General features: G+C 73.2%; 13 protein-coding genes. 2 read left to right on the forward strand and 11 right to left on the reverse strand.

All coding sequences use genetic code 11. The features are described from left to right. Positions 1 to 361: HAD family hydrolase (locus tag CCN39_RS30125; protein WP_244211069.1), on the reverse strand; the 361-nt coding region annotated here is incomplete at its 3' end. Here CCN39_RS30125 and CCN39_RS30130 point away from each other — a divergent pair. Further along, entirely contained in the window at positions 362 to 997 is a 636-nt protein-coding gene (locus tag CCN39_RS30130; protein ID WP_086847680.1) for a catalase family protein, read from the forward strand. It abuts the gene before it with no gap. A gap of 25 nt (positions 998 to 1022) precedes the next feature. Here the strand turns inward: CCN39_RS30130 and CCN39_RS30135 are convergent, their stop codons facing one another. Beyond that, the gene (locus tag CCN39_RS30135; RefSeq protein WP_086847682.1) at positions 1023 to 1478 is read right to left on the reverse strand and encodes a DUF4383 domain-containing protein; all 456 of its coding nucleotides are present in this window, start codon (positions 1476 to 1478) and stop codon (positions 1023 to 1025) included. A 137-nt stretch (positions 1479 to 1615) separates the two neighbouring features. On the opposite strand from CCN39_RS30135, the gene CCN39_RS50825 reads away from it, so the two are divergent. After that, the gene (locus tag CCN39_RS50825) at positions 1616 to 1774 is read left to right on the forward strand and encodes a hypothetical protein (RefSeq protein WP_167455222.1); all 159 of its coding nucleotides are present in this window, start codon (positions 1616 to 1618) and stop codon (positions 1772 to 1774) included. Positions 1775 to 1914: 140 nt separating this feature from the next. On the opposite strand, the gene CCN39_RS30140 is transcribed toward CCN39_RS50825, so the two are convergent. The 9 genes from CCN39_RS30140 to CCN39_RS30180 all read right to left on the reverse strand — a co-directional run bounded on the left by CCN39_RS30140 (position 1915) and on the right by CCN39_RS30180 (position 11637). Then, a complete protein-coding gene (locus CCN39_RS30140; RefSeq protein WP_086847683.1) occupies positions 1915 to 2646 on the reverse strand; it encodes a hypothetical protein in 732 nt (243 codons plus the stop codon). Between the two features lie 90 nt (positions 2647 to 2736). Continuing rightward, positions 2737 to 2955 (reverse strand): DUF2188 domain-containing protein, encoded by a 219-nt coding sequence (locus CCN39_RS30145; RefSeq protein WP_086847685.1) that lies wholly within the window; start codon positions 2953 to 2955, stop codon positions 2737 to 2739. A gap of 74 nt (positions 2956 to 3029) precedes the next feature. Further along, on the reverse strand, positions 3030 to 3896 hold the full coding sequence (gene couO / locus CCN39_RS30150; RefSeq protein ID WP_086847687.1) for a 4-hydroxyphenyl-beta-ketoacyl-CoA hydrolase: 867 nt from the start codon (positions 3894 to 3896) through the stop codon (positions 3030 to 3032). 13 nt (positions 3897 to 3909) lie between these two features. Next, positions 3910 to 4803, reverse strand: a complete 894-nt coding sequence (locus CCN39_RS30155) for a 3-hydroxyacyl-CoA dehydrogenase NAD-binding domain-containing protein (RefSeq protein WP_086847689.1) — start codon at positions 4801 to 4803, stop codon at positions 3910 to 3912. After that, positions 4800 to 6719, reverse strand: a complete 1920-nt coding sequence (locus CCN39_RS30160; protein ID WP_086847692.1) for an acetoacetate--CoA ligase — start codon at positions 6717 to 6719, stop codon at positions 4800 to 4802. The genes CCN39_RS30155 and CCN39_RS30160 overlap by 4 nt, the downstream gene beginning before the upstream one ends. After that, positions 6716 to 7492 carry a crotonase/enoyl-CoA hydratase family protein gene (locus tag CCN39_RS30165; RefSeq protein ID WP_086847694.1) on the reverse strand — a complete coding sequence of 259 codons (777 nt, stop codon included), beginning with the start codon at positions 7490 to 7492 and terminating at the stop codon, positions 6716 to 6718. Before CCN39_RS30165 ends, CCN39_RS30160 begins: the two co-directional genes overlap by 4 nt. Beyond that, entirely contained in the window at positions 7489 to 9024 is a 1536-nt protein-coding gene (locus CCN39_RS30170) for an acyl-CoA synthetase (protein WP_086847696.1), read from the reverse strand. Before CCN39_RS30170 ends, CCN39_RS30165 begins: the two co-directional genes overlap by 4 nt. 11 nt (positions 9025 to 9035) lie before the next feature. Beyond that, positions 9036 to 10145, reverse strand: coding sequence for an NAD(P)-dependent alcohol dehydrogenase (locus CCN39_RS30175; RefSeq protein WP_086847698.1), 1110 nt, complete (start codon positions 10143 to 10145; stop codon positions 9036 to 9038). A gap of 19 nt (positions 10146 to 10164) precedes the next feature. Then, positions 10165 to 11637, reverse strand: a complete 1473-nt coding sequence (locus CCN39_RS30180) for an aldehyde dehydrogenase family protein (RefSeq protein WP_086847700.1) — start codon at positions 11635 to 11637, stop codon at positions 10165 to 10167. Positions 11638 to 12004 lie beyond the last annotated feature (367 nt).

Raw genomic sequence — 12004 nt, forward strand, 5'->3', positions numbered from 1 at the left:
GGGCGCGGTCGAACGGCCGCAGCAGGTCGGCGGTCTCCAGGTAGAAGCGGCTGTGCAGCTCTTTGGCCCGGTCGCCGACGCGGCCGGCGTCTTCTTCGCCCAGCAGGGTGCGCAGCAGCTTGCCGGAGCCCTTGCCGATCGCGCGGTGCACGCGCCAGGAGTCGACGTTCCGGCCGAGCTCGTGGAACGCCCGGCGCCAGGCGTGGACGTGGAGGTAGTTGGAGTCGACGAGCGTGCCGTCGACGTCGAACAGGACCGCGGTGGCGATGACGGGCTCCTTGAGGTCGGTGCGGGTTTCCCGGTGCTCCGCGCGGGTACCGGGAGGGGTGATCCGGATACCCCGTCCCGGAGGGACGTACACATGACCGGCCTCGTCTCGGCAGGCTTCCGCGGGCTGGCGGCGCTGCGGCGCGCCCCGGCCTTCCACCCGGTGGGCGTGGTGCTGCGCGGCGAACTCCGGGCGCTCGCGGACGACCTGCCCTGGCCGGCCGGGCCGGCTCCCGTCGTCGCGCGGCTGTCCAAGGGCGCCGGCACGCCCGGGCGACTGCCCGACGCGCTCGGCCTGGCGGTGCGGATCCCGGGTGCGGGCCGCGACGGCGGGCCGTGGGACATCCTGCTGACGACGGCGGGCAGCGGTCACCTCGGGCGGATGCTGCCCCGGCCGGCGGCCGCGTGGACGGCCGGGGCCTACAGCAGCCTCGTGCCGTACCGCCGGGCCGACCGGCTCGTCTGGCTGGGGGCGTGGGCGTCGTCGCCCCGGGTCGAAGCTTCCCTCGAGGCGGCGCGCGCGGCGGGCGCGTGGGAGTTCGTCCTCCGGACCGGCCGCGAGGACGGGCGCTGGTGCGACAGCGCCGTGCTGACGCTGACGGAGCCGGGCGGGGACGCGCCGCCGTTCGATCCGATGCGGAACCGCCCCGGCGGGCTGGAGTTCGCCCCGGACTGGCTGGGGCGGCTGCGGGAGCGGGCCTACGCGGGGAGCCGGGCCGGGCGGCCGTGAACCGGTCGTCCGGCCCGGTGCCCGGTCACCGCGAGTCGGCGACGGGCCCGCGCGTGGCGCCCAGCGGGATCAGGCCGAGCGCGATCATCCCGACGCCCAGTCCGAGGTGCAGCCAGTTGTCGGCGGTGTTGACCGGGACGAAGTTGGCCGCGCTGCCGTGGTCGATCAGCAGGCCGTAGAGCCACAGGACCAGGTAGATCGCCCCACCGCCGACGAGGAACGCCCGGGCGCCGCTCGCGGTCCGGGCCAGGGCGAGCCCGGCGACGCCGAAGGCGAGGTGCACGATGTTGTGCAGGATCGAAACGGCGAAGATGCCCAGGAGCAGGGCGCCGGAACCGTGCCCGGCGAAGGTCAGCATGTCGTAGTGCGTCGTCACGCCGGGGATGAACCCCAGCACGCCGACCAGCAGGAAAACCACTCCCACGATCGCGGCGAGAAGCTGGCGCGGGGTTCGCCGGACCTCGGTCTCCATCGATGCCATGGTCGCTTCCTCCGATTCGGTGCGGGCCCCTCGGCCGGGGGACCCGCCGGGCGGCATGCCCGGCGACGCGGCGGGCAAACGCGTTTCGCCGCCCGTGCCGCCGGGTATGCCCCGGTTTCGCCCGATCGGAGGAAGCGATGAGCACTCCCGAAATCGACCCGGTGACCGCCGAGAGCATGGAAGCCGACGCCGACATCGCCGGCGAGCACACCGAGCCGACGGTCCGCGACCAGGAGCCCCGCGCGAACGACAGTGACGAAGAGGACCCCGACCGCGGCGGCATGCCGCCGGGGTGAGGTCGGCAGCGAGCGCGCGGGCCCGGCGCCGGCCGGTGGACTGAGGAGGCGCCGGCGCGTGCTCGCGGGTCTGCCGGCCCGTGGGAACGGCGAAAGGCCGCCACCGGGGCACCCGGCGACGGCCTTTCCCGCGAGAGGCGTCAGGAACCGGGGCCGGAGTACATCTCGGCGGCCGGCGGCTCGGAGACCGTCGTCGGCTTGTTCCAGTCGCTGAACTCCATGGCGCCGTTCTTCGGGTCCGACATGCGCAGCAGGTAGTGCGGTGCCGTCGCGGCCACCGTGGCCGTTCCGTCCGAGCTCGCGAAGCTCAGCGCCGGCGCGCCCGCCAGCGTCGTGGCCTCGCCCGGCTTGAACGTCGTCTTCTGCAGCTCGCCCAGCGTGCCCTCGGTGAACGACTTGTAGTCGAGGAAGATCTTGAACGCGTCGCCGATGCCCTGGCCGACCTTGGCCGCCGACGACACCCACTTGCCGGTGAGCTGCTTGGCCGCCGCGGCGGGGGCGCCGGCCTGCTTCACCAGCGACTCGGTGAACTTGAAGTAGTACTTGTCGCCGATCCGCAGCACCGGGATCTCGAGCCCGTCCTTGACGACCGTGCCGCTCGCGCTGTCCGGGTTGAGCTGCAGGTCCAGGTTGATCGCGCTGCCTTCCTGGCTCATCGTGCCCTTGACGTGCACGGCGGAAGCCTGCTTGGCGGCGTCGGTGATCGCCGCGCCCACCTTGGTGGCGTCGAGGGCCGGGGCCGCCGGAGCCGTGGACGCGGGGGGCGTCGTCGTGCCGGCCGCGGCCGGCGTGGGCGTGGCCGGGGTGCCCGAGCAACCGGCGAGAGCGAGGGATCCGGCCGCGAGGAACGCGACCAGGCGGAGGCGAGGCATGGGTAGTCCGTTCGTGAAGGCCGGGGCGTCCCCGGACACGAACGGGCTATCGTCCGAACGGGTGTTCCGTTACACCTGGAGCGACGAAGGTCAGCGCGCCGTGCGGCGGGGCCGGTAGTCGCGCTCGGTCTCGACCTCGCCCTCCGGCGTGTGGACGAAGTGCCCGACCCGCCGCTTCCGCGCGATCTGCCGCCCCGCCAGGACGGCGTCGACACGGCGGGGAGAGGTGTTGGACGCCCGGCGGCCGCCTTCGACGCGGTTCTTCCACAGCCCGTCCTCGTAGTAGGTGTGCACGTCACCCTCCGCCACGACGCCGCCTCCCATCGTGAGTGCTGGAAGGCTGCGGATGCCCGGGGACGTAGCGGACAAACGTTATCCGGCGTTCAAGCCAGCCCGAGTACGCCGATGGCGTTGTCCTTGAGGATCAGCGGCCGCACCTCGTCCTTGATCTCGAGTTCGGCGAAGTCGGCGAGCCAGCGGTCCGGGGTGATCACCGGGAAGTCCGAGCCGAACAGCACCTTCCGCTTGAGCAGCGTGTTGGCCGCGCGCACCAGCTGCGGCGGGAAGTACTTCGGCGACCAGCCCGACAGGTCGATGTACACGTTCGCCTTGTGCGTCGCGACCGAGATCGCTTCGTCCTGCCACGGCACCGACGGGTGCGCCAGGATCACCGTCAGGTCCGGGAAGTCGGCGGCGACGTCGTCGAGCAGCATCGGGTTCGAGTAGCGCAGCTTGATGCCGTGCCCGCCCGGCAGGCCCGCGCCGATGCCGGTCTGCCCGGTGTGGAACAGGGCCGGCACGCCCAGCTCCGCGATCGCTTCGTAGAGCGGGTAGTACCGGACGTCGTTGGGCTCGAACGCCTGCAGGCTCGGGTGGAACTTGAACCCGCGCACCCCGTGCTCGCCCACCAGCCGCCGCGCGCGCAGCACGGCGGCCTTGCCGGCGTGCGGGTCGACCGAGCCGAACGGGATGAGCACGTCGGCGTGCTCGGCGGCCGCGTCGGCGATCTCCTCGCTCGACAGCGCCGGGTGCCCGGTGGCGGCCGGCGCGTCGACCGTGAAGACGACGGCGGCCATGTTCCGGGCCCGGTAGTGCTCGGCGATCGCGGTCACCGTCGGCGTGCGGTCCTGGCCGGCGCGGAAGTACTTCTCCGACGCGTTCAGCAGTTCCCGGTCGAGGGCGAAACAGCCGTGGCCGTCCTGCTCGACGTGGGTGTGGACGTCGATGGCGGTCAGGGAGGAAAGGTCCACGAGGAGCTCCAGGTCAGGGCAGGTCGGGCTGCGCGGCCTTGGCGGCCAGCAGGCGGTCGAGGACGGCGTCGCGGGCGGCGACGAGCCGGTCGTGGTCGGTGCCGGCCAGTTCCGCGTCGACGCCGGCGACGAGGGTCTCGGCGAGTTCCGGCGTCAGGTGGACGCGGCCGAGGTCGCGCCACCACTCTTCGGTGGGCGGGCCGAGGTGGCGCAGGACGTGCGCGAGCCCGCCCGCGCCGCCGGAGAGGTGCTGGTTGGCGAACGGGCCGAGCACGGCCCAGCGCAGGCCGGGCCCGTGCGCGATGGCGGCGTCGATGTCGGCGACCGTCGCGACCCCGCGTTCGACGAGGGAGTACGCCTCCTGCCACAGCGCGGCCTGCAGCCGGTTCGCGACGTGGCCGGGCACCTCCCGGGTCAGCCGGATCGGCCGCTTCCCGACCGAGGAGTAGAACGCCATGGCCCGGTCCACGACCTCCGGCGCGGTGTCGCGGCCCGGCACGACCTCGACGAGCGGGATCAGGTGCGGTGGGTTGAACGGGTGCCCGACGACGACCCGCTCGGGGTGGTGCGGGCAGCCGCGGGCGATGACGCTCGGCAGCAGCCCGGACGAGCTGCTCGCCAGGATCACGTCCGGCCGCGCGGCCTCGTCGAGGACGGCGAACAGCGCGTGCTTGACGTCCTCGCGCTCCGGCCCGTTCTCCTGGACGAAATCGGCGGCGGCGGCCGCTTCGCCGGCGTCGGCGGCGAACCGCAGCCGATCGGCCGGCGCGCTTCCGAGCGCACTCCGCAACCGCTCCTCGGCGCCGGGCGCCGGATCGGTGGCGATGACGTCGAAGCCCCGGTCCAGGAAAAGAGCGGTCCAGCCGGCCCCGATCACCCCGGTGCCGATGATCGCGACGGTCGTCATGCGCGCTCCAGGAGGAAGGCGTCGAGGGACGTCGGATCGGCCAGCACGTCCCGGCCGACGACCTCGCCGACGGGGGCACCGCGCAGGAGTTTCTTCACCGGCAGCTCCAGTTTCTTCCCGGTGCGGTTGCGGGGAATCGACGGCACGGCGGTGATCGCGTCCGGCACGTGCCGCGGGGAGAGCGCGCTCCGCAACGCCGAAGCGATCCTGCCGCGCAAGGCGTCGTCGAGTTCGGCGCCGGACCGCAGCGCCACGAACAGCCGGAGGTCGCCGTTGCCGCCCGCCGGGTCTTCGAGGTGCACGACGAGGGAGTCCTCGATCTCCGGCAGCTCCTCCACGACGGCGTAGAACTCGGCGGTGCCCAGCCGGACGCCGCCGCGGTTGAGGGTGGCGTCCGAGCGGCCCGCGATGACGCAGCTGCCCTCGGGCGTGAACCGGATCCAGTCGCCGTGCCGCCAGACCCCGGGATAGGTCGAGAAGTACGTCTCGCGGTAGCGCTCCCCGGAGTCGCCCCAGAACCCGACCGGCATGGACGGCATCGGGGCGGTGATCACCAGCTCGCCCAGCTCGCCGACCACCGGGGCCCCGTGCTCGTCGAAGGCCTTCGCGTCGACACCGAGGCAGGGGCCGGAAATCTCGCCCGCGCGGACCGGCTGCAGCGGGCTGCCCTGGACGATGCCGCTGCACACGTCGGTGCCGCCGCTGCCGACGTTGAGCAGCACGCCCGGGAACCGCTCGTGCACCCAGTGGAAGCCCTCGGCGGGCAGCGGGCTGCCGGCCGCGCCGAGCTGCCGCAGCGCGGACAGGTCGTACTCGGCGGCCGGGTCGAGGCCCGCTTTCCGGCACGCCATCAGGAAGCCCGGGCTCGCGCCCATCAGCGTCGCCCGCGTCTCCTCGGCCAGGCGCCACTGCCAGGCCAGGTCCGGGTGCAGCGGGTTGCCGTCGACCAGCACGATCGACGCGCCGGTGAGCAACCCGGAGACGAGCGCGTTCCACATCATCCAGGCGGTGGTGGAGAACCACAGCATCCGGTCGCCCGGGCGCAGGTCCCAGCTGAGGCCGTGGTTCTTGAGGTGCTCCAGCAGGATGCCGCCGTGGCCGTGCACGATCGCCTTCGGCTTGCCGGTGGTGCCGGAGGAGAACAGCACGCACAGCGGGTGCGCGAAGCCGACCGGCTCGAACCCGGGGGCACTATCGGCCAGCAGGTCGGCCCAGGCGAGCGTGCCGGGCAGGTCGTGGCCGCCGTAGGGGACGTGCACGACGTGCTCGGCGGTCGGCAGGCCCGCGCGGATTTCGGCGACCTCGGCGCGGCGGTCGACGTCCTTGGCGCCGTAGCGGTAGCCGGACACGGTCAGCAGCACCCGCGGCTCGATCTGGCCGAACCTGTCCACCACCGACCGGGCGCCGAACTCCGGGGCGCAGGAGGCCCAGATCGCGCCCAGGCTCGCGACCGCGAGGTAGGCGACCACGGCTTCCGGGATGTTCGGCAGGTACGCGACCACGCGGTCGCCGCGGCCGACCCCGAGCCGGGCGAGGCCCGCGCGGGCGCGCGCGACCTGGTCGCGCAGCTGCGCCCAGGTGAGCTCGGTGCGTTCCCGTGTCTGCGAGTAGGAGATGACCGCGGCTGCGGTGTCGGGCCCGTGGCCGAGGGCGTGTTCGGCGTAGTTCAGGGTGGCGCCGGGGAACCACGCCGTGCCGGGCATGGCCCGGTCGGGCACCACCGCGGTGGCCGGGGTGTGCAGGCGGACGCCGAAGAAGTCCTTGATCGAGGACCAGAAGGCGTCGAGGTCGGTCACCGACCACCGGTGCAGGGCCGCGTAGTCGTCGAAGAAGTGCCCGCGGGCTTCCAGCCACCGCAGGTACCGGCCGATCTCGGTGGTCTCGCGGACGTCGGGCGCGACCGGGCGCAGGATCATCGGCCGACCTTCCCGGCGCGCTTCTCGAGGAACGCCTGCATCCGCTCCTTCGCTTCGGCGCTGCCGCCGGCGACCGCGGCCATCAGCGCCTCCATCAGGTACCCCTCGGCCGGGTTGGCCTCGGCGATGCGGGGGAGGGCCTGCAGGACGGCGAAGTTCGTGATCGGCGAGTTGTCCGCGATCTTGCGGGCCAGGCCGAGCGCGTGCTCCAGGCCGTTTTCGACGCGGTAGTGCGACAACCCGGCGGCGTGCCCCTCGTCGGCGTCGAGCACGCGGCCGGTGAGCATCATGTCGGCCATCCGGTGCGCGCCGATCAGCCGCGGCACCCGCACCGACGCCCCGCCGCCGACGAACAGCCCCCGCTGGCCCTCCGGCAGCGCGTAGAACGCCGAGGGCTCCGCGACGCGGATGTGCGCGGCGGCCGCCAGTTCCAGGCCGCCGCCGACGACCGCGCCCTTGAGCACGGCGACCACCGGGACCCGCCCGCGTTCGAGCCGCTCGAAGGCGCGGTGCCACATCATCGAGTGCTCCAGGCCCTCGAACGCGTCGCGCTCGGTGAGCTCGGACAGGTCCAGCCCGGCGGAGAAGTGGTCGCCGACCGCGTCGAGCACGACCGCCTTGATCCCCGGCGGCGGGGAGCCGAAGAACGTCTCGAGGCCGAGCACGGTCGCGTCGTCGAGGGCGTTGCGCTTCTCGGGACGGGCCAGCCACAGCACGGCGATGTCGTCCCGCAGCTCCAGGCGCAGTGAAGGGGGCAGGAGAGGGGTGGTCATGCGGGTCCGTTCGTGAAGGTTTCGGCGGCCAGGGTGCGCAGTTCGACCCGGCGGATCTTGCCGGTGGCGTTGCGGGGCAAGGTATCGGTGAACTGCACGTGCTTCGGGACCTTGTAGCGCGCCAGGTGCTGTTCGAGGTGCGCCCGGAACCGCGGTTCGTCCAGCTCGGCGCCGGGGCGGACCACGACGAAGGCCGCGCCGGCCTCGCCCCAGCGCTCGTCGGGCACCCCGACCACCGCGCAGGCGTCGACCGCGTCGAGCCGGACGGCGACCGCTTCGATCTCGGCCGGGTACACGTTTTCCCCGCCGGAGATGATCATGTCCTTGACCCGGTCGACGACGTGGGCCCAGCCGTCGTCGTCGACGCGGACGACGTCACCGGTGCGGAACCAGTCGCCCTCGACGAAGCTCGCCGCCGACTCCTCGGGCCGGTTCCAGTAGCCGCCGAAGACGTGCGGGCCGCGCACCAGCAGCTCGGCGGGGGTCCCGTCGAGCTGCTGCGGCGTGAGATCGGGGCCGAGCGCGGCCACGTCGGTGAAGAAGTGCGGCACCCCGGCCGCGACCGGGTGGTCGAGCGTGCCCTCGTGGGTGGCCATCGAGACACCCGGTGAGGCCTCGGTCATGCCGTAGCCCTGCAGGAGTTTGACGCCGCGGTCGAGCCACGCGCGGGCGACGCGCTCGGCCACCGGCGACCCGCCGTAGAGCACGCAGGTCAGCGAGCTCAGATCGGTGCGCTCCCAGTCCTCGTGGCGGCACATCATCTCGAGCATCGTCGGCACCGCGGAGAAGCTGGTGATCCCGGCCTCGCCGATCCGGGCGAGGATGGTGCCCGGGTCGAACTTGGCCACCGGTTCCACGCTGCCGCCCTTGAACAGCGTCGGCAGCGTGATCTGGCCCAGCCCGACGCAGTGGAACAGCGGCGCGATGCACAACGCCTTGTCGGAGCCCAGGACGTCGAGGTGCGCCAGCTGGTTGACGGTGTTCCAGGTGAGGTTGCCGTGGGTGAGGACCGCCGCTTTCGGCCGTCCGGTGGTGCCGGAGGTGTAGAGCAGCAGGCAGGGGTCCTCCAGCCGGACGGCGGTGTCCGGAGGTGGCCCGGCCTCGGCGATCGCCGCTTCGAAGTCCCCCTCGGCCGGGTCCGTCGCGAGGACGACGCCGTCCGGAAGCCCACCGGCCGCCGCCACGAGGTCGGCAGTGTCCGCGCTGTGCACGAGGACCGACGCGCCGCTGTCGTCGAGCATGTACCGGATCTCGGTGGGGGCGAGCCGGTAGTTGAGCGGGACGAAGATCGCGCCGCAGCGGGCGGTGGCGAACAGCGTCTCGAACACCGTGATGGCGTTGACGCCGAGGTAGGCCACGCGGTCGCCCGGCCGGACACCCCGCCGGCTCAGCGCGCCGGCGAGCCTTCGCACCCGATCGGCGAGCCCGGCGTAGGTGAGCGACCGGCCGGCCTCCACCAGCGCGGTGCGGTCCGGCGAGATCCGCGCCCGCCGCGCGGGCCAGCTGCCCAAGCCGAAATCGGGCAGGTTCACTGCTGCCTCCTTCACCAGCGGAGCACCGGTTTGATCGTCGTACCGGCGAGCATGTCGTCCACTGCCTGTTGAATCTGCCCGAACTCGTAGTGCGTGACCAGCTTTTCGAGGGGGAACCGCCCGGTGGCGACGAGTTCGGCCAGGGTCGGCACCAGCGCCTGGGTGTCCGCGTCACCCATGGTCAGGCCGACGACGTGCCGTCCGGGGAGCAGGAAGTTGACGTCCACCGGCACCGTCGTGCCGAACGCGGGCGCGCCGACGACGACCGCGGTGCCGCGCGCGGCCAAGCCGCCGATCGCCGTCCCCAGGACCCCGGCGTTGCCGGTGGTCTCGACGACGCCGTCCACGCCGCGGCCGCCGGTCAGCTTCCCGACCGCTTCGGCGAGGTCTTCGGCGCTGGTGTCGATCGTGTCCGTGGCGCCGAGCTCGCGGGCCAGCGCCAACCGTGCCGCTACGCGGTCGACGGCGATGATCCGGGTCGCCGGCGTCAGGTGGGCGGCCATCACCGCCGAGAGGCCGACCGCGCCGGCGCCGGTGACCAGCAGCGTGGCGCCCGGGCGCGGGGCGAGGACGTTCCACACGGCACCGGCGCCGGTCATGATCCCGCAGCCGAGCGGGGCCAGCAGGTCCAGCGGCGCGTCGGCGGCAAGTTTGACGACGCTGCGCTCGTCGGCGACGGCGTGCCCGGCGAAGCTGGACTGGCCGAAGAAGTGGCCGCCGATCGGGGTGCCGTCGCGGGAGATCGGGGTGGTGCCGTCCGGGCGCTGCCCGCCGAGCAGGTTGGCGGGCAGCCAGGTCTCGCAGTAGGCGGGGTGGCCGCCGCGGCAGTTCGCGCAGCCGCCGCACGAGGTGTAGCTGAGCAGGACCCGGTCGCCGGCCCGCACGCGGGTGACCGCGGTGCCGACCTCCTCGACGATCCCGGCGCCTTCGTGGCCGAGCACGCCGGGCAGCGGGAAGGGCAGGGCGCCGGCGGCGACGCCGAGATCGGTGTGGCAGACGCCGGTGGCGACGATCCGGACCCGGACCTCGTCCGGGCGGAGCTCGTCGAGGGCCACTTCGCCGAGGGTGAAGCCGGAGCCGGCGGACTCCACGACGGCCGCGGTGGTTCTCGTGGGGGACATGGGGATGCTCCTGGTGGGCTCAGGCGAGGGAGATGACGACGGACTTCGTGCGCGTGTAGGCGTCGAGGGATTCGGGGCCGTATTCGCGGCCGAAACCGGAGTCCTTGACGCCGCCGAAGGGGATCGCGGGGTCGAGCATCGCCCAGTCGTTGACCCAGACGATCCCGGCCTGCAGGCGTGCGGCGACGCGGTGCGCGCGGGCGAGGTTCGTCGTCTGGAGCCCGGCCGCGAGGCCGTAGGGCGTGCCGTTGGCCAGCGCGACCGCTTCGTCTTCGGACGTGAAGCGCTGGACGGTGAGCACGGGACCGAAGATCTCCTCCTGGATCACGCGGGAGTCGTCCGGGAGATCGGCGATCACCGTCGGCTGGAAGAAGAACCCGCCCTCGATGTCCGGCCGCCCGCCGCCGGTGACGATCCGGCCGCCGTCGGCGCGGGCCTGCTCGACGTACTGCTCGACCTTCGCCCGGTGCCGCTCGCCCGCCATCGGGCCGACCACGGTCGCCGGGTCGAACGGGTCGCCGACCGGCACGTGGGGCACGGCTTCGGCGAGCGCGCCGAGGACGGTGTCGTACAGCGCGTCGGCGACGAGCAGCCGGGGCCCGCCCATGCAGAACTGGCCGGTGTTGAAGACGAACGCCTTGATCACCGCGGCGATCGCCGGTTCGACGTCGGCGTCCTCGAACACGATGTGCGCCGCGTTGCCGCCGAGTTCCAGGGTGACCGGCTTGAGGTGCTCCCCGGCCACGCTCGCCGCGTGCCGGCCGACCGCGGTCGAGCCGGTGAACGCGATCTTGTCGACGCCGGGGTGGCTCAGCAGGGTTTCGCCGATTTCCGGGCCGAAGCCGGTGACCACGTTGAGCACGCCGTCGGGCACGCCGGCTTCGGCGAGCAGCCCGGCCATCAGCAGCGCGCTGAGCGAGGTGTCCTCGGCCGGCTTGTGCACCACGGCGTTCCCGGCGGCCAGCGCGGGCGCGATCTTCGAGGTGGACAGGATCAGCGGGAAGTTGAACGGCGTGATCGCGGCGACCACGCCGAGCGGTTCGCGACGCGTGTAGGCGTGCGACGGGATCGGGATCTGCCGCGTCGCGCCGTCCACGCCTTGGGCGAGGGCCGAGTAGTACTCGTACTGCTCGGCGACGGTCTCGACGTCGACGGCCCGGCACAGTGAGATGGGCTTGCCGACGTCGGCGCTCTCGACGGCGGCGATCTCGTCCGCGCGGGCCCGCACCAGGTCCGCGACCCGGTGCAGCACCCGGGCCCGCTCCCGGCCCGGCGTCGCCGCCCAGCCCTCGAACGCCTGCCGGGCCGCGGCCACCGCGGCGGCCACGTCGGCGGCCGTCGCGCGGGCGAGGGTGGTGAGGGGCCGGCCGGTGGCGGGGTCCACGGCGTCGAAGCGGTCCGTGGTCTCCACCCACCGGCCACCGATGAACAGCCGGCCCGGTTCGACGTCCGGGCGCGGCCGGGTGCCCGGCCGCTCCTCCACTGCGGTCATCGTCCGACTCCTCACTGAGCGACGTGGATATCAGGAACCCTGAGATATCGTTCAGGATGCGGCGAGGAGGCCGTCCCTGTCAAGGGCCGGTCCCCGGGCCGGCCGCGACGGGATTTCCGGCGCAATTTTTTTGCCCGTCCGTTAACCGATTCCTCTGTGGACGGACGAGTTTTTCAGCGGGGAAACGGATATTTCGCCCGCGGTGGCCGGGATCCGTAACGGCGCCCCGCGGAATGCCGACTCCAGCGTGCCCGGGAATGGGTCGTGTCCGTTCCGTCCGGCCCGCCGGGCGTGTCGGAAAAGAGGTCACCCGTGAACCCGATGAACTCCCGGCGGTTCGCCCGCCGATCCCTGCCGCCCGGCGCCG

The organism is Amycolatopsis kentuckyensis (assembly GCF_002155975.1).
In the GTDB taxonomy this organism is placed as follows: Bacteria; Actinomycetota; Actinomycetes; order Mycobacteriales; family Pseudonocardiaceae; genus Amycolatopsis; species Amycolatopsis kentuckyensis.

Excerpts from the sequence above, each read along its gene's own strand:
- CCN39_RS30160 (WP_086847692.1), bottom strand. The coding sequence starts at position 6,719 with ATGATCCTGCGCCCGGTCGCGCCCGACGTCCGCGAGACCACCGAGATC.
- CCN39_RS30135 (WP_086847682.1), bottom strand. The coding sequence starts at position 1,478 with ATGGCATCGATGGAGACCGAGGTCCGGCGAACCCCGCGCCAGCTTCTC.
- CCN39_RS30155 (WP_086847689.1), bottom strand. The coding sequence starts at position 4,803 with ATGACGACCGTCGCGATCATCGGCACCGGGGTGATCGGGGCCGGCTGG.
- CCN39_RS30130 (WP_086847680.1), top strand. The coding sequence starts at position 362 with ATGACCGGCCTCGTCTCGGCAGGCTTCCGCGGGCTGGCGGCGCTGCGG.
- CCN39_RS30140 (WP_086847683.1), bottom strand. The coding sequence starts at position 2,646 with ATGCCTCGCCTCCGCCTGGTCGCGTTCCTCGCGGCCGGATCCCTCGCT.
- CCN39_RS30165 (WP_086847694.1), bottom strand. The coding sequence starts at position 7,492 with ATGACCACCCCTCTCCTGCCCCCTTCACTGCGCCTGGAGCTGCGGGAC.
- CCN39_RS30180 (WP_086847700.1), bottom strand. The coding sequence starts at position 11,637 with ATGACCGCAGTGGAGGAGCGGCCGGGCACCCGGCCGCGCCCGGACGTC.
- CCN39_RS50825 (WP_167455222.1), top strand. The coding sequence starts at position 1,616 with ATGAGCACTCCCGAAATCGACCCGGTGACCGCCGAGAGCATGGAAGCC.
- CCN39_RS30175 (WP_086847698.1), bottom strand. The coding sequence starts at position 10,145 with ATGTCCCCCACGAGAACCACCGCGGCCGTCGTGGAGTCCGCCGGCTCC.